Origin of the sequence: Parasporobacterium paucivorans DSM 15970, assembly GCF_900141895.1 — a bacterium.
GTDB classification, from domain to species: domain Bacteria; phylum Bacillota; class Clostridia; order Lachnospirales; family Lachnospiraceae; genus Parasporobacterium; species Parasporobacterium paucivorans.
In genome coordinates this window covers 134,753-152,340 of sequence record NZ_FQYT01000005.1, presented here as the reverse complement: position 1 = coordinate 152,340, position 17,588 = coordinate 134,753, and the positions used below count along the sequence as shown (strand labels likewise).

The window sequence follows — 17,588 nt, the reverse complement described above, 5'->3', positions numbered from 1 at the left end:
TGATCTAATAGTTCCGTTCCTAGTGAGCGTCCCTCCATAGAAATAAAAAAATGAAAAAATGTATCAAAATCCAATTTCCTTTTCCTTGAGAAATCACTTTCTGGATTCTTTACAAAAAGCCAAGGAACTGTACTCATTTCTTTAATTGATTCAGAAAGTGTTTGTTTTACAAATGAAATATGGTCTCGCATGTGGTTTTCCTCCTTGAAATATATAATCAAAGGGCTTCGCCACATTTTTCTCATTATTTGTCAAGAGTTTTTTGGTTTTTATTACATAAAAAAAGAGCAGGGTATGTATTTCTACATACTCTACTCATGCGTCATTCTTAACTTAATGACATTGCCCTCCAGGCGGAATATTTTTCAGCTCAAGGCTCATTCCCAGTGGATCGTAGGGTGTCCAGAAATTACCTATGATGGCCAGGAGTATTACAATCCCGGTCAGTACAAATCCGATAATCAGGTTCAGATTTCTTTTTTTCATTATTTTACCCTTGGATCTATAAATTTATACATCATATCAACCACAAAATTCACCACAATGACGAAGGCAGTGACAAACAATACCACCGCCTGCACCACAGGGAAATCCCTGTTGGAGATAGCGGTTACCAGAAGCCGTCCCAGTCCCGGAACATTGAAAACCTGCTCCACGATTATGTTTCCTGCCAGCACATCTGCCAGCACCAGACCCAGAAATGTCACCACCGGTATCAGGGCGTTCTTCAGAACATGGCCGTAGAGCACCCTGCTTTCCGTATTTCCCTTTATGCGCGCGGTACGGACATAATTTTTGTTCATTTCATTCAGTATGGAATTCCGCAGGAATTTCACTGTCATAGCTATCTTAGGCAGCGCCGTGGCGATAGCAGGAAGCAGAAGAAACTGCAGAGAACCTGTAAAATCCTGGGATGGCGATACAAACTTTCCAGGCTGGAACACCTTTAAGACAATTCCGAACACAAAGGTAAGAAGTATACCGAGGAAAAAGGAAGGGATGGCCATAGCCACCTGAGTCAGTACCGTAATGAGCCCGTTTATCCAGGAGTCCTTCTTTCTGGCGGCAAAAACCCCCAAGGGGATGGAAAACGCCAGAATGACCGCGAAGGACATCAGGCAGAGGGTCAGGGTAAACGGAAGGCGCTGTTCCATAAGACTCTGTACGGAGTTGCCTGTATACTGCGTGGACTCTCCAAAATCTCCGTGCAGGGCATCCTTCAGCCAATTGACGTAGCGCACGGGAATAGGGTCATCAAGTCCCATTTCCGTGCGCAATTGAGCTACCCTTTCCGGAGTGGCGTTGGTTCCCAGCTTAGCCAGCACCGCGTCTCCCGGAATAACAGAAAAGGCCGCAAACGTAATGACTGAAATAAGAATCAACGAAATAACCAAGGAAATTATTCTTCTGATTATATACTTCAACATTTTGTCTGCGACCTTCCCTAATTAATCATTGTAATAAACAATGGACATATCCTGTGCGGCAATCGGATAGAATTCGTATCCGCTCAGTTTTTTATTGATGGCAACCAGGTTGGCAGGATCCTGCACATATATGGATGCTGCATCTTCCGCCAGAATGGTTTGGAGCTTTCCGTACAGCTCGACCTTGGTTGCGTCATCCGTAGTAGCCAATGCCTGGAGATAGATTTCATCAAATTCAGGATTATTATAGTTAGTAAAGTTCACTGATGACGTACTTAAATTTTTCGAAAACCAGCTGCTTGGTGAAAGTGTGCCGTCCACTGCTACAACGGTTGCCTCATAATTTCTGTTTGTATATACCTCGCTGTACCAGGTGGTGAATTCCACGAGCTCGATTTTTGCAGTTACACCAATCTCCGCCAGTGACTGCTGGATAATCTGGGCAGTCCCCTCGTGAGGAGCATAATTGTTTGGAACGGTTATCGTGAAGGTGAATCCGTCTGGATATCCAGCCTCAGCCAAAAGTGCTTTAGCCTTTTCGATATTTTTACTGTAAGTTGTTTCCGTAGACGCATTATAATATTTTTTGAAGGCCGGAATCATATTCGTGCCGATGATATGGCTCTTGCCGTCAAAGAGAAACTGGTTGATCAGGTCCCTGTCTATAGCATAATACAAAGCCTGCCTTACGCGCACGTCATCAAATGGCTTGACCGCATTATTCAGGAACATGCCCTGCACGTAATTCACACTGCCTTCCAGGACATTGAAGTCCGAGGAAAGAGATTTTGCCTGATCTGCTGTCAGATACTGGTAGATGTCGATGGTTCCGGCATTGAGCTCCATAAGAGCGGTATCGGTATCGGTCACAATTTTAAATTCAACCCCGTCCAGTTTTGGATAGCCCGCATTCCAGTATCCATCGTATTTCTCCACAATCAGGTTCTGGCCTGCCGTAAAGGACACAAATTTAAATGGTCCCGTTCCTATTGGATTGGTTGCCGCCTGAGCGTCGTTCGCCTCCGGAAGGATGGCGCATGTCAGTTCTGAAAGGAACTCTGAATTCCCTTCTTTTAAATGTACTTCAACAGTTGAATCATCAATCACTACAACTTCTTCCAGATTAGAAAAAGCTGACTCTTCACCCTGAATGCCAGCATAACGTTCGATAGAATATTTAATATCCCCTACTGTAACCGGACTTCCGTCATGGAAGGTGATTCCGTCTCTGAGAGTAAATGTATAGGTCTTTGCATCCTCAGAAATCGTATAATCGCTGGCTACAGCCGGAACTAAGTCTCCATTTGAGTTGGCTTTTACAAGCCCTTCAAATAAATTAAATAAAACTTCCCTAGTTCCTGCGTACGCTGCTTTGTGCGGGTCAAGACTGTCAAGATCCTGCGTTATCCCTACGACAACGCTGTTCCCTGAAGTTCCTGATGTTTCATCTCCGCTTGAAGTTTCGTCCGATGTCCCGCCCTGGCAAGCGCTAAGTGCAGTCATCAGAGTTAAAGTCATGATTCCCAAAAGAATCTGTTTCATTCTTTTTTTCATAATTTCCTCTCTTCTTGGATAATGATCCATCAATATTTAATTGTAAAAAATGGTACGCCTTATTGTACCCCCACATTTTGAGTTTATCAAGCACTTTTTACTTTATTGCGTGGGATATTCCTGTGTGATATAATAGCCTAAAGCTAAAAAACGAGGTAAAATGACGTGAAACCCAAATTTGACAAGAAATATCTGAAAGTCTGCCTGTACGTGATTGCTACGGTTGTAGTTATTTATCTGGCTATGATCATTATCAATTCCATTCCGGAAATATATACTTTCATACTCACATTAACTTCCGAACTATTCCGGCTTTTACGGCCTCTGATATTCGGTCTTATCATCGCGTATATCCTCTGCCCGCCGGCCCGATTCATCGAAAAGCTTTTAGGCGGCAGAAAGCAGCGCTTCATAAAAAGCCTGAAGAAGAGGCGGATGCTCAGCGTCATTATCTGTTACCTGATTGTCCTTGGCGCCATCGCCGGACTCATGCTCGGAATATACTTCATGATTGGCGGACAGATTTCCAGCAATACCTCTCTTTCTAAGGTGTTTAATTACATTGTCTCCTATTTTTCATCAAATAGCTTTTCCCAGGAAAAACTTATAGAGCAGCTTTCCGGACTGAACCTGCCCTTTTTCGACAACATCGAGGGGTACATATCCGATGGAATCGTTTGGATCCAGAATTTTCTGATCCAGCTGCTGAATTCCTTTTTCGCCTCCATGCTGGAAATCGGCAGCAGCGTATTCTCCCTGATTGTGGCTTTTTTCCTCAGCATATACCTTCTTTACGACACGGAATATTTCATGAGGCTTTGGAAAAGATTTTTCTTCTTCATTTTCAGGAACTCAAAGCTGGGCAAGAAAACCCAGTTTGCCCTTGAGGTAATTGATGAAACCTTTTCCAGCTACATCCGGGGGCAGCTGATTGAAGCCCTGATAGTGGCTGTTCTGAGCACTATCGCCCTTTTGATCGTAGGAGTGGATTACGCCATTTTGATCGGCATCATTTCCGGAATATTTAACCTGGTGCCTTATGTCGGCCCCATTGTCGGCACCATACTGGCTGCAATCCTGGGCCTTCTGGAAGGCGGTTTCTGGCAGATGTTCTGGGCCATTGTGGTTATGATTATCGTACAGCAGCTGGACAGCAATATTTTCCAGCCAAAAGTCGTAGGCTACAACGTGGGGCTGCATCCCCTGTTCATCATGGTTGCCATCATTATCGGCGGAAGTCAGGGAGGTCTTATCGGAATGCTGATTGCCGTGCCTATTGTCGCTTCTGTTAAAAAGCTTATTTCCGTCTGGTATTCAACTCATCTGGAACAGGAGTATCTGCAAAGCCTGAATGACGAAACGCAGGATGAGCCGGAGAAAAATACAGAAAGTGAAAACGAGGCGCAAGATGTTGAAGATAAATAGTTTTTTTAGAATGATTGGCAGGGCGCTTCTTGTCCTGCTGTTTTTATTGATTGTAACTGTTTCCATTATTTTCAAAGTAGGAGACGGCTTCAAAGACAGGCTTTCTGTGAACGGAGCCCTTGAACAGGCCACGGTCGTGCGGGTCGTGGACGGGGATACCCTTTGGGTAGAATATGAGGGACAGGAAAAAAAGGTCCGTCTGATCGGCATGGATTGCCCCGAACTCAATTCGGGGAATAGCGATGCAGCCGGGGGCTATGGAGAAGCGGCCGCCGATTATACCAGGAGCCTTGTCCATCCCGGCCAGACCATATACCTGCAAAAGGATGTGTCCGAGGTGGATGTATATGACAGGCTGCTCCGGTACGTATGGCTTTCCATGCCATCTGATCCGGACGACGAGGATGAAATGCGGGAATATATGCTGAATGCCCGCCTAATCCTGGACGGTTACGCCTACGCAAAAAAATATGCCCCCGATACAAAATACTCTGAAATATTCAGCGAATTTGAATCGGAAGCAATGGAGGAAATTGGCGGATTATAGGCTGCTGTTGTTATAGATTCTTTCCAGAAAACCGGGATTCTTATCAAAGAAGCTGTCTATGATCTGATCTGCTGACGAGAGGTCCTGATCCCCTGAACTCGGGTTGTAAAACCCCAGGCAGACCATTCCAGCGGACTTCGCAGCGGCTACGCCTGCTGCAGAGTCTTCTATAACCAGGCATTCGGCTGGATTGACATTTAATTGCTGAGCCACCTGCAGAAATATATCCGGCGCCGGTTTCGGCCTCTGGATGTCGACTCCGCTGACGATTGCGTCGAACAGTTGCCGGATTCCAAGAAATGTGGTGGCTTCAATTATGTAATCGTACGGAGAGGAGGATGCCAGCGCCACCAGATACTGTCCGGCCTTGACTTCTTCCACCAGGCTGGCTGCCCCTTCAATCCTTATAAAACCTGATTTGTCCAGGATTTTTCTTTTTTCGCCATTTGACTTGCCGACAAGTTCTTCCACCGGCTCGGATAGTCCGAATCTGTTTCTGATATTATCCCAGATGTTATAGGTTGTGGAACCAATGAACTTCTTATAGTAATCGAAGTCGATAGAAAGTCCGTATTTTTCCAGAACATTAATTACGGCCTGAAAATGGATGGGTTCGCTGTCAATCAGCACCCCATCCATATCAAATATTACTGCTTTTAGCATTTCACAGGTTCCGGATATTCAACGCCGAAGGTATCAACGGTAACCTTTTTCATTATTACAGCTACCTTAGGTTTATCTGAGTAATCTGTGTCTGTCTCTGCGACTTTGTTTACTATGTCCATTCCTTCAGTTACTTTCCCGAAAGCAGCATAGTTTCCATCCAGATGGGGAGAATTTTTGTGCATGACAAAGAACTGTGATCCGCCTGAATCCGGGTGCATTGCCCTTGCCATGGATAAAACGCCTGGCTCATGTTTCAGGTCATTCTGGAAATCATTCTCGGTGAATTCGCCTGGAATAGAATATCCGGGACCGCCAGTACCTGTTCCCTGGGGGCAGCCTCCCTGGATCATAAATCCTTCAATTACCCTGTGGAAGCTAAGACCGTCAAAATAGCCTTTTTTCACCAGACTGATGAAATTATTCACAGTATTTGGTGCTATCTCCGGATACAGTTCTGCTTTGACTGTTCCAAAATTTTCAATTTCAAATGTTACAATAGGATTTGACATGTGATTTTCCTCTTTCTTTCCATCTTATAAATTTTATTAAAAGCCCCTTCCACCGCCGCCAAAACTGCGGCCTCCGCTTCCGGTGTGGAACGAACCGCCCCTTCCACCGCTGCCTCCGCCGCCGGATCTCTTTATTACCCTGGTTACGGTGGTAGTGCCAATAAACATATCTTCTTTGCGATTTACGCTTAATTTGCCCTCATCCATATAAGTGTAGGCATTTACTGTCACCCTCGTTTTGGACCTGTGCATCATGATCAGCACGGTTATGAGGGCTATTACAGCTCCGATTCCGATACTGATAAAGGGATTCTTCAGGTATGTGAACATGTTGGACTTCACATAATATTTTCCGCCCTCTTCATAAAAATCATGATAATATTCGGCATAATCCGTATAGCCTTCGGTTTTCCATGCTTCTATTTTCTGGCTGTTATCCGGGTTATTGATATACTCCAATGCATAATCACGGGTTTTCTCCAGAAACACCCTGGCACTGTTATAATAGTCTCCGTTCGGAAGATACACAAAAATCTCATCCAGGATATTTTGTATGGCGGCATCGTCCAGATACTGAATGGCTATTCCCTGGGTGGACACATAGGCCTCCCTGTTATCCATATCAATGACCAGGATTACTCCGGAGCCATAGTCGTGTTCATATCCGAATGCATGCTCAGTATAGAAGTCTTCTGCATATTGCTGGGTTGATTTATTATTTTGATCTACCGTGACGATAACCAGATCCAGTTCGGTTTTCGCGTCATAGTCCCTGATTGTCCGGTTCAGGTTCAGGATTTGTTCCTGAGTAAACAGTCCTGCATTATCATAAACTTTATCTTCACTGCTGTCAAACCCCGAAATGAAGATAATGCACAAAAGTGGAATTATTATATATGATAGCTTTCTGAATTTTTTTATCATCCGAAAATCACCCCCATCAATGTTAACACGATGGCGCAGCCGACTGCAATGCTCGCAAACCAGCCCGCAGCACGTCCCCTGGATATAGGCAGGTTCCCTACCAGTTTTCCGGTCTGTCCGTTAATGGCGAACAGATAATTGACCCCTTTATACCGATAATTAAGCATCCACACAGGTAAAAGAGTGTATTTTACAGAGTCTTTCCTCGTCTGCACATCCTGCCCCGTCACGGCGACAGTAGCATATCCCTGGATGGTGTCCCTGGCTGAGTCATAAGCATATTTGCTTACTCTGTCTTCAATCCGGGACCTCAGCTCTTCATTTCCATAGTTGTATTTCTCCGCATAAAATCCGGACAGATAAGGCATTTCAAAATCGAGAAGGTCTTTGTAGCTATATGGCTCCAGCTTTTCCATGACCTCATCCGGCATTTTCTCGGATGCATCAGCCGGGACCATCACATACTCCGCATCGATGTCGCGGATAACCTTGAAATTATCCGTATGGATATACTCCACATCACCCCTGATCTGCCTCCGGACCCTTGTGCAATGGGCATCCAGTTTAGCATTCGTGTGGTAATCATAGAGCCAGTATGGCACGTAAATCCCGGTCATTTTTTCGATGGTGCTCTGCTCCCTGAACCCTTTCGGGGTCAGACCCCCTTTACGGCTCCATTGTCTGTAGATATCCTTAGCCTCATCCTGGCTGATCTTAAAGGGTATCAGCTGGGCTGGCATCAGCTCGTCCTTCAGACGGTCTTCAATAAGGGTTGAGTTTCCGCAAAATCCGCAGAAAGTTGCACTTGTATTCTCATCTGTGAGCAATTCCGCACCACAACTTGGACATTTATAGGTTTTGAAATTTCCGGTCTTCTCCCCGGTCTTCTCCTGCTGGGGCGGTTTCTCCGGCTCAGCAGTCTCCTCCGGTTCTTCTTTGCCGTCTACCTTGATTTCATCCACAGCTATTTCCGTTCCGCAATGATCGCAATGCATCTTCTGAATTTCGCTGTCAAACCTCATATTTGCTCCGCAATTTGGACAACTAATTACCTGAACCACATATATCACCCCCATCTGGCTATATTTTACCATATTTGTCTTTGATAACATATCCCTATTTTGTTCATAATTTGTTCAAATATTATTTAATAACCTTTAACAATATAAACATCATTTCGTCATGGTTGTTTTATATACTAATAAATGTAAAGCGATACAGAAGTTAAAGTCTTTTCATAAAATAGTAAGAGCCGACTCTTACAAAACCTCCCTTTTTATTATACAAAACCATTAAGAAAAAAGATGCCCAGGCATCTTTTTTCTTGTTTTTTATCACTTAAGGGAACAGCACCTTGATGGACGTCCCCTGTCCTACCTCGCTTTTACATTCCAGGGTTGCCTTGTGGGCTCCGGCGATATGTTTTACGATAGACAGACCAAGTCCCGTACCTCCGGTAGCCTTTGACCGGCTTTTGTCCACCCGGAAAAATCTTTCAAATATACGGTTTTGATATTCCGCGGGGATGCCGATCCCCGTATCAGCCACCAGGATAAATGTCTTACCATTCTCCCGTCCGATCTTTATCCGGACTGTCCCATCTTTTTTATTATAACGAATCGCATTCTCCGCAAGATTATAAACAAGCTCATGCATCATCCGCCTGTTTCCGCTGATCGTCAGTTCTTCTCCTTCTGCCTGAATAGTCACCCTTTTATCCTGTGCATATTTCTCCAGAGAACGCGCGCAATCCCTGGCAAGCTCCAGCAGGTTTATTTCTTCCGGTTCCCCCGAAGGAACCCCTTCGTCCAGCTCGGACAATTTAATGATGTCGTTGATCAGTTCTAAAAGCCTCGAAGATTCATTGTGAATTTTTCCTGCGAATCCTTTTATGTCCTCATCTCTGGCCATTCCTGATTCGATAAGTTCCGCATATCCGGAAATGGAGGTAAGGGGAGTCTTAAGTTCATGGGAGACATTGGCGGTAAATTCCCGGCGAAGCTTTTCCCTGTTGTATTTTTCGGTAATGTCCAGAACCAGACAAAGTACGCCTGCATTGACATCCTCATCCGTTACCGGATTAGCAAAAAACTGCAGCTGCCTTCCTTCCAATTCCAACTCAACATAGTTGTGCTCGCCCTGTGCCGCCTTTTCAATCGCCATCAGAATCTCGTTATTCCGGATGGAATTGAGAATATTTTCGCCAAGCCCTGTTTTTCCGTCCATCCCCAGCAAAGAGACTGCTCTTTCGTTCATGGATAGGATATTGCTTTGACTGTCAAGGAATATGATTCCTTCCGACATGTTCCTCGTAATCAGGTGGATCTTATTGTTTTCCCTCCGGATGCTTTCCATGTTCTGCTGGATATCTGCCTGCTGTTCCTTGATTTTCCGGGCAAAGGGGACGAGTTCATCATACAGTCTGATCTGGTTTATATCTTCCAGATTGCCGGCCAGGACTTCAATTGGCCGGATGATTTTTTTGGAAAGCAAATTGGAAAGTATCAGAATAAGGATAACCAAAGCCAGCATGACCGGAACCAGAATATAAACCGCCTGTCTGAAAAAAGGTTCAAAATTGCTGGCCAGTTTCGCAGTCCGCAGGATATTTCCGTTGCTCAGCCGAAGTGCATAGTAATAGGTTGACTTTCCGATGGTAGCAGAACTGCGGATGTCGGTTCCGCTACCCTTCAGTGCGGCTTCTATAATCTCTGGCCTGTCGCTGTGGTTCTCCATCTCCAGATAGTCCGTTTCACTGTCAAAAAGCACCTTTCCATCGCCTGCGATAAGAGTTACCCTTATCCCTGAAAACAAAATCAGCTCAGAGGCTGAATCCACATTCCCTTCAAGGGCCGTTTCCTTCAGTTTCTGGGCATAATTTTTCAAATCATTCAGGACATGTTTTTGGAAAAGATTGTTGAAGGCAGCTGCGGTCACAAATAGGGCTATCAGCATAGCCCCTATGACTCCAAGGCAGAACGTTATGTTGATCCTTCTCTTCATCCGGCTATTCCCCCACCTTATACCCGACGCTTCGTATCGTCTTGATATATTCTCCCTGCTTTCCAAGTTTTTTGCGCAGGGTATTCACATGGATATCCACCGTCCTGCTTTCCCCTTCGTAATCATAACCCCATACATTTTCCAGAAGCTTCTCACGGGACATTACGATTTCCTTATTGATTATGAGGTACTTGAGCAGCTCGTACTCCTTATATGTGATATTCACGGGCTCTCCCTGGACTCGCACCTCGTGTTTATCTTCATCAATCTGAATTTCCTTGTACTGGATCAGATCGCTTTTTTCCTGTTTTTCACTTCTTCTGAGCAGGGCTTTTACTCTGGCTGCCAGTTCCATGGTCCCGAAAGGCTTTGTCAGGTAGTCATCCGCTCCCACTTCCAGACCTTTCACCTTGTCCATTTCCGAGGATTTGGCCGTCACAAGGATTACCGGTATCTCTTTCGTGCTCTCGTGGCCTCTAAGCGTCTTAAGCAGGCTGATCCCATCCTGTCCAGGCAGCATGATGTCCAGAATTGCCAGCTGGGGAAGCTCTTTTCTGCATGCATTCAGAAAATCCGTTCCATTCTCGAAGCATTCCACCTCATATCCACTGCTTCTCAGCACATAAGCTTCGATTTCCGCGATATTTAATTCATCCTCGACAATATAAATGGCCATTTTCCCCTCATCCTTTCATGCTGTTATATTGTTTTTTCTCCCGTGATAGAAAATATTACCCATTCCGCAATATTAGTGGCATGATCTCCGATTCTCTCATAATATTTCGCAACCATAAGCATATCCGCCGCCGCTTCGCTTTGCTTTACATTGCTTCGGATCAGCTCAATCAGCTCGTCTTTCACCACAACAAAAAGATCATCCACTACATCATCGTAATCAATAACCTGCTTTGCAAGTCCCAGGTCCTTTTTCACATATGCATCAATGCTTTCCTTGACCATTTTGATGGTCGCTTCGGCCATCTTGGGAATGTGAATCATTTCTTTCAGTTCCGGATATCTGCCAAGCATCATGACAATCTCACTGATATCGGCAGCCTGGTCTCCGATCCGTTCCATGTCCGTAATCATCTTAAGGGCCGCCGATATCTGCCTCAAATCCCTGGCAACAGGCTGCTGCTGGAGGAGGAGCTTCAGACAAAGTCCTTCTATCTGCTTTTCTTTATCATCTACTTCCTTGTCAAATCGGATTACCATCTCTGCCTCGTCGTTATTCTGTGTAATAAAGGCATCCGTTGCCTTCTCGATGGCGTATTCAATCAGGGATCCCATTTTTATCAATTCGTTGTTCAATGTCTCCAGCTGCTCATCAAAGCGATTTCTCATATCAACCAAACCTCCCCGTAATGTAATTTTCTGTCTCTTTTTCCCTAGGCATAGAGAATACCTGCTCTGTCGTCCCATATTCCACGACCTTTCCCATAAGGAAAAATCCTGTCTTGTCAGATATTCTGGTGGCCTGCTGCATATTATGAGTTACCATAACTATAGTATATGCATTTTTCAATTCCAATGCAAGGTCTTCTATTTTTGCCGTGGAGATTGGATCCAGGGCAGAGGTCGGTTCATCCATCAGGATAACCTCCGGCTGCACCGCAAGGGCTCTGGCAATGCAAAGCCTCTGCTGCTGTCCCCCGGACAGCCCCAGCGCGCTCTTCTTGAGCCGGTCCTTGACTTCGTCCCATAATGCGGCTTTTTTCAGGGAGTCCTCCACCACTTCGTCCAGGGCAACCCTGGAACGAACTCCGTGGGTACGGGGTCCGTAGGCGATGTTATCGTAGATGCTCATCGGGAAGGGATTTGGCTTCTGGAATACCATGCCCACTCTTTTACGAAGCTGATATACGTCCATATCCTTATAGATGTCTGTGTTCTCCAGCAATACCTCCCCGGTGATCCTGCATCCCTCCACCAGGTCGTTCATCCGGTTGAGGGTTTTAAGCAGTGTTGATTTTCCACATCCGGACGGACCGATGAATGCGGTGATCTCTTTCTCCTCGATCTGCATGTTTACGCCATACAGCGCCTGCACTTCCCCATAATAGAGATCCAGGTTTTTCACTTCTATCTTATTCATATATTATCCCTTCCTTATTATTCGTTTTGAAATCGTCTGTGATGACATGTTGATCAGAATGGCAACTACGAGAAGCACCACTGCTGTCGCGTACGCCTGATCCGTATACAGTCCTTCAGAAGCAAGCAGATACATATGGATGGCAAGGGTACGTCCGGAATCCATGACGTTCGTGGCAATCTGGGCCACTGTCCCTGATGTGTACATCAGAGCAGCCGATTCTCCGATAATTCTTCCGATGGATAAAATGACTCCGGCAAGAATACCCGGCAATGATGCCGGAAGAATTACCCGGAATACGGTTCTAAGCGTTCCTGCTCCCAATCCGAAGCTTGCTTCCCTGTAGGTATCTGGAACGGATATCAGGGCTTCCTCAGTTGTTCGCATGATCAGGGGCAGAATCATGATTGCCAGGGTAAGTCCGCCAGAAATCATGGAATAGCCCATTTTCAGGGTATTTACAAAGAACAGCATACCAAACAGCCCGTATACGATGGAAGGGATTCCAGAAAGAGTCTCCGCTGTAATTCGAATCAGATTGACAATTTTGCTTCCTCTTTTTGCATATTCCACCAGGAACACTGCAGACAATATGCCTATCGGTATGGAAATGACAAGGGAAATGACAATTATAACCAGTGTGTTAATGACGGCCGGTATAACCGATACATTTTCCGTCGTATAGTTGAACGAGAAAAACTCGGCATTCAAATGTCCTACTCCGTTTATCAGTATAAACAGCACAATGTATATCAGGACCGCAAAGGTAATCAGAGCCGAGAGTTTAACCAGCATCCTCACTGCCAGGGAGCCCTTGCGTTTTTTGTACATTTCCATCTTTTGTTTGAAAGTTATCTTATTGATCGTATTCAGACTGCTCATCTATTTTTTCCCCCGTTCTTTATGATGGAGAAAATCACGTTTATTATGAGTACGAATACAAACAGCACGACGCCGGTTGCAATGAGCGCCTCTCTGTGGAGATCAGCCGCATACCCCATCTCCGCAACGATATTCGTGGTAAGTGTACGTACTCCCTGCAGAATCCCTTTGGGCATCCTCGCCTGGTTTCCAACAACCATAAGCACTGCCATGGTTTCTCCGATTGCTCGTCCTATTCCAAGGACGACTCCCGCCAAGATTCCTGATTTAGCTGCCGGCAGCACGACCTTGAATATGCTGCTTTCCTTAGTGGCTCCGAGCGCGAGCGCTCCTTCATAATAGTTAGAACTGACTGCATTGATGGCCGACTCGCTGACGCTGATGATTGTGGGCAGAATCATGATGCCCAGCAATATACATGCGGTCAGGATGCTGATGCCGTTTCCGCCGAATGTATTCCTGACAAAGGGGACCAATATGATTATTCCGAAAAATCCATAGACTACGGATGGGATACCGGCCAGAAGATCAACTGCCATCCGAAGAAACCCGTAGATTTTCTTCGGACAATATCTGGACATATAAACCGCTGTCAGCAGCCCTATCGGAACTCCGAGAATCAGTGCTCCCGCCGTTACGTAAACGCTTCCCAAAATCATCGGAAGAATTCCGAATAATGGAGGTATATCACTTGGTTTCCATTCTTTTCCCAGGAGGAAATCAAAAACACCGATTTTTGCCATTGCAGGCACGCCATTTGCAAACAGAAATATGCAAATCAGCAGAACAGCCGCCACAGAAACCAGCGCTGCCAGAAAAAAGACGTATTTCATTACATTTTCTCTTATTTTCATTTTTCCACCACCTAATTAAGTTCACTCCATTTTATTATACTCCCGTTGAATATATTCCGCACCTGCTCTTTGGTGAGATTATCCAGGGGATTTTTCGTGTTGACTACGATGGCAATTCCATCAAGTGCAATTGGCATGGCTTTCAGACTGCTCTCGCTTTCTTTCAAATCTCTGGAAGCCATTCCAATATCGCAGCTTCCATCCATAACGTTCTGCATCCCCGTTGAAGAGTCGCTGGTCTGTATCTCAACACTGACTCCGGAATTGAGCCCCATGTAGGCCTCCGCCAATTTTTCCATCAGCGGGGATACGGAGGAGGAACCGGACACCACCACTTTTCCGGAAGCGCCTGTAGGTTCATACCTGACCGTATCAGAGTTTATCTGTATATACCCACTTTCTTCAACAACCGCCTGTCCGTCCGCACTCAGGATATAATTGATGAAATCCTGCGTTTCATCACTGATTTTTTCGTTCATTGCAATATTGAAAGGTCTGGACACTTCATAGGTTCCATTCTTCACATTCTCTCCCACCGCTTCCACACCGTTTATTTTTACGGCTTTCACGCTTTCATTCAGAGAACCGATGGATACGTATCCTATTGCATACATATCTGACACGACATCCGAAATAACGACTCCTGTCTTATTGGCGATGATTGCCTCCAGTGTGGTGGTATCCGTCTGGGTGTCATCCGTTTTCACCACCAGTTCAAAGAGATCCGAAAATGCTCCCCTTGTACCGGAACCGTCTTCCCTTGAAATCACCGTAATTCCCTTTTTCGGGTCGAAATTTTTATCATTTCCAACACATCCTGTAATCATGCCCGCACATATCATGAGACCAATTAAACCCATTACTGTTTTTTTCATGATTTTCACCTCATAATCTCCTAATTCTATTATAAATATATTTTAAACAAGTAAAATCTAAATGTGAGAAATGTAAAATCTGTGTAAAGTATCCAGTGCAAAAGAGCGCTCTGTCAGAACGCCCTCGTTTTATTCCGTTATTTCATTGCTTCTGACCATCTGCACGATCAGTCTTTCCGCGTCCTTATCCGTACATGTCGACAGGGTTATAATCCTGTCTGAAGCCGTAAGTTCCCTGCAACCGGTAGCATACAGAGATTTACTTCTGGATGTATCCAGATAGGTTTTGAAGTACTCATCACTTGGAAACCCATACATATATGTATCGGATACTTCCGGTGTGACGTATACAGCGAATATTTCATATGTATAATGTCTGTCCCCTATGTAGACTTCGAATGCAGGATGCTTCTTGTAGTAGGATTCTTTCATATAATTATCCAGAGAGCCAAACATTGAGTTGTTGATCATGTCGTGTCCGTAAATGATGCAGTTTTTTGCATCCAGACCTTCTGTAATCGAATAATCTATGAAGATGGCTCCGGAACTGTTCTTCTTTCTATATACGGTGTGGGTCAGATAATATTCATTATCCGTGGTCTGCAGGATTGGATAACTGATAGTGTTCCCCATCTTGATCCAGCCTTTGATATCTGGATTGATGCTCTGCGCCTTCGCAAAATCCCACACCCATGGCACAGCAGTTTCCGCAGTCAGGGTGGTTTCCCCTTGAGTCGTGTCAGGATTGCTGCCTGTCTCCGTTGTATCCGTTTCCTCTGTGAACATGCTGTCTATTTCTTCGTAGGCATCCTTGCCTTTTTGATATTCCAGATAAATATTAATCAGTTTAAACGCAGAAAATGCAAAGATGCAGATAGCCGCCACAAGGGCCACCAGCCATATTATTTTCTTTTTATTTATATTTTTCTTTGTATTTTTGTCCATTTTCGTCCGCCCTTACTCCACTTCTGTAGTTTTATACATTTCTACAATATGCTGATAAAGCATTTTTGCCGCAGGAGCCATGAATTGGCTGTTTAGGGCGGACAGACCGATAATTCGGTGTTCGCTGGGTTTTATCCTGTAGATATCGACCTGGTAGGGGATGTCTCCCATGACCAGCTCAGGCATAATGCATATTCCGAAGCCGCTTGCCACCATGGCGATGGTCGATAAATCATCCACTACATGGCAGCTTGATTTGATATTGAGTTCATATTTCCGGAAAAAGTTGTGTATATCTGCATCCGTGCTCTCGCGCTGGGATACAAAAACCTGATCTCTAATTTCATCGATTGTGACATATTCGGTGTTTCCCGCCTTCTTGAATCCTTTGGGAACCACGCACAGCAGGTCGTCCTTATACAGGGGGGTTATCGGAAGGTTCCCCGCACTGGATACGGAGAGAAAACCAAGATCTACAACTCCGTTTTTTATCCAGCACACTACATCATCATAGGTTCCCTGGTAAATCTCTATGTCTATATCGGAATATTCTTTTTTGAAGGATTCTACAATATCCGGAACCCAGCTGGTACAGACACTGGAAAAGCATCCCAGTTTCACATTTCCCTTCTGAAGCCCGTTATACTGGGAAATCATCTGGCGCAGGCTTTCGTCACTGTTTAGAACCGCATTGATGTAAGGAAGCAGATTTTTCGCATAATTGGTCAGGGAGACTCCCCTTTTGCTCCGTGTAAACAAACTAAAGCCAAGCTCTTCTTCCATTGAAGAAACAGCATGGCTGACAGCTGATGGTGTCAGATTCAGAAATTCCGAAGCCTTTAGAAAGCTTCCATGATCCACCACCGTTTTAAAAATCTGATAAGATAATAATGTCATTTTATTTTGACTCCATCATAATATTATACTATGTACGGGAGCTTTTAAACAGCAGGTCTTCCCATCGACGGTCAACTTCCGTCTGAAATTCCTCCAACAGATGTTCATTCCCTCTCTTAAAAAGATGCCTGAATCTTCCCTGTGGCCTCAAGAAATCCTCGATTGGGAGTTTTTTCCTGGGTTCATAATTCAGGGTCCACTTTCCATTTTCAACTTCAAACAATGGCCAATAACAAGTTTCTACCGCAAGTTTGCATATATCCATGATTTCTGACGTTTCATATCTCCATCCTCTGGGACAGGGCGCCATTACGTTCAGAAAGGCGGCGCCTTTCGTATAAATTCCCTTTTCGGCTTTGGTATGGATATCCTTGAAATTTCCTAACAGCGTTGTCTGTGCGGCATATGGAACATTGTGGTCTGCGATGATGCTGGCCAAGTCCTTTCGATTCTGCATTTTCCCGTTGGAATGGCTTCCAACAGGTGTGGTCGTTGTATCTGCATACAAGGGGGTTGCTGAAGATCGTTGGATGCCTGTGTTCATATAGGCTCCGTTATCGTAGCATACATACAGTATATCATGATTCCGTTCCATTGCGCCAGATAAAGATTGCAGACCTATATCATATGTTCCGCCATCTCCACCGAAGGTTATGAATTTGAAATTATCCGCATCTTTTAATTTCCCTTTTTTCTTGAGGACGTTATAAGCTGCTTCCACACCTCCGATTGTGGCTCCGGCATTTTCGAAGGCATTGTGGATATAGCTGTCTTCCCACGCCGTATAAGGATACATAAACGTCGACACCTCCAGACAGCTGGTCGCATTCCCGATAACTGCCTGATCTTCCGGGTGAAGTCCTCTTAAAACGGCGCGAACGGCTATTGTACCGCCGCAGCCGGCGCACATCCTATGGCCGGGAGCAAGACGTTCAGGTTTGCTCATTGTATTTTTAAAGTCATATGTATTCAAACTGGCTTCCTC

At 45.0% G+C, this 17,588-nt stretch carries 19 protein-coding genes and 1 pseudogene; 2 read left to right on the top strand and 18 right to left on the bottom strand.

The window, feature by feature from the left end; all coding sequences use genetic code 11:
• The 4 genes and pseudogenes from BUA79_RS12640 to BUA79_RS03465 form a co-directional block, all read right to left on the bottom strand.
• Positions 1 to 191, bottom strand: a pseudogene (locus BUA79_RS12640) (IS4 family transposase); the annotation flags it as partial.
• 142 nt (positions 192 to 333) lie between these two features.
• Positions 334 to 486 carry a hypothetical protein gene (locus BUA79_RS12445; protein WP_178138523.1) on the bottom strand — a complete coding sequence of 51 codons (153 nt, stop codon included), beginning with the start codon at positions 484 to 486 and terminating at the stop codon, positions 334 to 336.
• On the bottom strand, positions 486 to 1,427 hold the full coding sequence (locus tag BUA79_RS03470; RefSeq protein WP_330389172.1) for an ABC transporter permease: 942 nt from the start codon (positions 1,425 to 1,427) through the stop codon (positions 486 to 488). Before BUA79_RS03470 ends, BUA79_RS12445 begins: the two co-directional genes overlap by 1 nt.
• 21 nt (positions 1,428 to 1,448) lie before the next feature.
• A complete protein-coding gene (locus BUA79_RS03465) occupies positions 1,449 to 2,981 on the bottom strand; it encodes an ABC transporter substrate-binding protein (protein WP_073992961.1) in 1,533 nt (510 codons plus the stop codon).
• Positions 2,982 to 3,146: 165 nt separating this feature from the next.
• Here BUA79_RS03465 and BUA79_RS03460 point away from each other — a divergent pair, with 165 nt between their 5' ends.
• Together BUA79_RS03460 and BUA79_RS03455 are read left to right on the top strand one after the other, a co-directional pair.
• Positions 3,147 to 4,406 carry an AI-2E family transporter gene (locus BUA79_RS03460; RefSeq protein ID WP_073992960.1) on the top strand — a complete coding sequence of 420 codons (1,260 nt, stop codon included), beginning with the start codon at positions 3,147 to 3,149 and terminating at the stop codon, positions 4,404 to 4,406.
• Positions 4,390 to 4,953 carry a thermonuclease family protein gene (locus BUA79_RS03455; RefSeq protein ID WP_073992959.1) on the top strand — a complete coding sequence of 188 codons (564 nt, stop codon included), beginning with the start codon at positions 4,390 to 4,392 and terminating at the stop codon, positions 4,951 to 4,953. The genes BUA79_RS03460 and BUA79_RS03455 overlap by 17 nt, the downstream gene beginning before the upstream one ends.
• Here the strand turns inward: BUA79_RS03455 and BUA79_RS03450 are convergent.
• The 14 genes from BUA79_RS03450 to BUA79_RS03385 form a co-directional block, all read right to left on the bottom strand.
• The gene (locus tag BUA79_RS03450) at positions 4,948 to 5,616 is read right to left on the bottom strand and encodes an HAD family hydrolase (protein WP_073992958.1); all 669 of its coding nucleotides are present in this window, start codon (positions 5,614 to 5,616) and stop codon (positions 4,948 to 4,950) included. The genes BUA79_RS03455 and BUA79_RS03450 overlap by 6 nt on opposite strands.
• Positions 5,610 to 6,128: a peptidylprolyl isomerase gene (locus BUA79_RS03445; protein WP_073992957.1), complete on the bottom strand. Its 519-nt coding sequence runs from the start codon at positions 6,126 to 6,128 to the stop codon at positions 5,610 to 5,612. Before BUA79_RS03445 ends, BUA79_RS03450 begins: the two co-directional genes overlap by 7 nt.
• Before the next feature lie 36 nt (positions 6,129 to 6,164).
• Positions 6,165 to 7,052, bottom strand: coding sequence for a TPM domain-containing protein (locus BUA79_RS03440; RefSeq protein WP_073992956.1), 888 nt, complete (start codon positions 7,050 to 7,052; stop codon positions 6,165 to 6,167).
• Positions 7,049 to 8,146, bottom strand: coding sequence for a TFIIB-type zinc ribbon-containing protein (locus BUA79_RS03435; protein WP_242941631.1), 1,098 nt, complete (start codon positions 8,144 to 8,146; stop codon positions 7,049 to 7,051). The genes BUA79_RS03440 and BUA79_RS03435 overlap by 4 nt, the downstream gene beginning before the upstream one ends.
• A 244-nt stretch (positions 8,147 to 8,390) precedes the next feature.
• The gene (locus BUA79_RS03430) at positions 8,391 to 10,055 is read right to left on the bottom strand and encodes a sensor histidine kinase (RefSeq protein ID WP_073992955.1); all 1,665 of its coding nucleotides are present in this window, start codon (positions 10,053 to 10,055) and stop codon (positions 8,391 to 8,393) included.
• A gap of 4 nt (positions 10,056 to 10,059) precedes the next feature.
• On the bottom strand, positions 10,060 to 10,731 hold the full coding sequence (locus tag BUA79_RS03425) for a response regulator (RefSeq protein ID WP_073992954.1): 672 nt from the start codon (positions 10,729 to 10,731) through the stop codon (positions 10,060 to 10,062).
• Positions 10,732 to 10,754: 23 nt separating this feature from the next.
• Positions 10,755 to 11,399, bottom strand: a complete 645-nt coding sequence (gene phoU / locus BUA79_RS03420; protein WP_073992953.1) for a phosphate signaling complex protein PhoU — start codon at positions 11,397 to 11,399, stop codon at positions 10,755 to 10,757.
• A gap of 1 nt (position 11,400) precedes the next feature.
• Positions 11,401 to 12,150, bottom strand: a complete 750-nt coding sequence (pstB, locus tag BUA79_RS03415; protein ID WP_073992952.1) for a phosphate ABC transporter ATP-binding protein PstB — start codon at positions 12,148 to 12,150, stop codon at positions 11,401 to 11,403.
• A gap of 3 nt (positions 12,151 to 12,153) precedes the next feature.
• Positions 12,154 to 13,032, bottom strand: coding sequence for a phosphate ABC transporter permease PstA (gene pstA, locus BUA79_RS03410; protein ID WP_073992951.1), 879 nt, complete (start codon positions 13,030 to 13,032; stop codon positions 12,154 to 12,156).
• The gene (gene pstC / locus BUA79_RS03405) at positions 13,029 to 13,886 is read right to left on the bottom strand and encodes a phosphate ABC transporter permease subunit PstC (RefSeq protein ID WP_073992950.1); all 858 of its coding nucleotides are present in this window, start codon (positions 13,884 to 13,886) and stop codon (positions 13,029 to 13,031) included. Before pstC ends, pstA begins: the two co-directional genes overlap by 4 nt.
• Positions 13,887 to 13,897: 11 nt before the next feature.
• Positions 13,898 to 14,761, bottom strand: coding sequence for a substrate-binding domain-containing protein (locus BUA79_RS03400; RefSeq protein ID WP_094757280.1), 864 nt, complete (start codon positions 14,759 to 14,761; stop codon positions 13,898 to 13,900).
• A gap of 129 nt (positions 14,762 to 14,890) precedes the next feature.
• Positions 14,891 to 15,706, bottom strand: coding sequence for a class B sortase (gene srtB / locus BUA79_RS03395; RefSeq protein WP_073992948.1), 816 nt, complete (start codon positions 15,704 to 15,706; stop codon positions 14,891 to 14,893).
• Positions 15,707 to 15,718: 12 nt separating this feature from the next.
• Positions 15,719 to 16,603, bottom strand: a complete 885-nt coding sequence (locus BUA79_RS03390; protein WP_073992947.1) for a LysR family transcriptional regulator — start codon at positions 16,601 to 16,603, stop codon at positions 15,719 to 15,721.
• A gap of 28 nt (positions 16,604 to 16,631) precedes the next feature.
• Positions 16,632 to 17,549 carry a thiamine pyrophosphate-dependent enzyme gene (locus tag BUA79_RS03385; protein WP_073992974.1) on the bottom strand — a complete coding sequence of 306 codons (918 nt, stop codon included), beginning with the start codon at positions 17,547 to 17,549 and terminating at the stop codon, positions 16,632 to 16,634.
• Positions 17,550 to 17,588: the final 39 nt, after the last annotated feature.

What these genes read in the sequence shown, in the direction of transcription:
- BUA79_RS12445 (WP_178138523.1), bottom strand. Translation starts at nt 486, where the DNA reads ATGAAAAAAAGAAATCTGAACCTGATTATCGGATTTGTACTGACCGGG.
- BUA79_RS03470 (WP_330389172.1), bottom strand. Translation starts at nt 1,427, where the DNA reads ATGTTGAAGTATATAATCAGAAGAATAATTTCCTTGGTTATTTCGTTG.
- BUA79_RS03465 (WP_073992961.1), bottom strand. Translation starts at nt 2,981, where the DNA reads ATGAAAAAAAGAATGAAACAGATTCTTTTGGGAATCATGACTTTAACT.
- BUA79_RS03455 (WP_073992959.1), top strand. Translation starts at nt 4,390, where the DNA reads ATGTTGAAGATAAATAGTTTTTTTAGAATGATTGGCAGGGCGCTTCTT.
- BUA79_RS03450 (WP_073992958.1), bottom strand. Translation starts at nt 5,616, where the DNA reads ATGCTAAAAGCAGTAATATTTGATATGGATGGGGTGCTGATTGACAGC.
- BUA79_RS03445 (WP_073992957.1), bottom strand. Translation starts at nt 6,128, where the DNA reads ATGTCAAATCCTATTGTAACATTTGAAATTGAAAATTTTGGAACAGTC.
- BUA79_RS03440 (WP_073992956.1), bottom strand. Translation starts at nt 7,052, where the DNA reads ATGATAAAAAAATTCAGAAAGCTATCATATATAATAATTCCACTTTTG.
- BUA79_RS03435 (WP_242941631.1), bottom strand. Translation starts at nt 8,146, where the DNA reads ATGGTAAAATATAGCCAGATGGGGGTGATATATGTGGTTCAGGTAATT.
- BUA79_RS03430 (WP_073992955.1), bottom strand. Translation starts at nt 10,055, where the DNA reads ATGAAGAGAAGGATCAACATAACGTTCTGCCTTGGAGTCATAGGGGCT.
- BUA79_RS03425 (WP_073992954.1), bottom strand. Translation starts at nt 10,731, where the DNA reads ATGGCCATTTATATTGTCGAGGATGAATTAAATATCGCGGAAATCGAA.
- phoU (WP_073992953.1), bottom strand. Translation starts at nt 11,399, where the DNA reads ATGAGAAATCGCTTTGATGAGCAGCTGGAGACATTGAACAACGAATTG.
- pstB (WP_073992952.1), bottom strand. Translation starts at nt 12,150, where the DNA reads ATGAATAAGATAGAAGTGAAAAACCTGGATCTCTATTATGGGGAAGTG.
- pstA (WP_073992951.1), bottom strand. Translation starts at nt 13,032, where the DNA reads ATGAGCAGTCTGAATACGATCAATAAGATAACTTTCAAACAAAAGATG.
- pstC (WP_073992950.1), bottom strand. Translation starts at nt 13,886, where the DNA reads ATGAAAATAAGAGAAAATGTAATGAAATACGTCTTTTTTCTGGCAGCG.
- BUA79_RS03400 (WP_094757280.1), bottom strand. Translation starts at nt 14,761, where the DNA reads ATGAAAAAAACAGTAATGGGTTTAATTGGTCTCATGATATGTGCGGGC.
- srtB (WP_073992948.1), bottom strand. Translation starts at nt 15,706, where the DNA reads ATGGACAAAAATACAAAGAAAAATATAAATAAAAAGAAAATAATATGG.
- BUA79_RS03390 (WP_073992947.1), bottom strand. Translation starts at nt 16,603, where the DNA reads ATGACATTATTATCTTATCAGATTTTTAAAACGGTGGTGGATCATGGA.
- BUA79_RS03385 (WP_073992974.1), bottom strand. Translation starts at nt 17,549, where the DNA reads ATGAGCAAACCTGAACGTCTTGCTCCCGGCCATAGGATGTGCGCCGGC.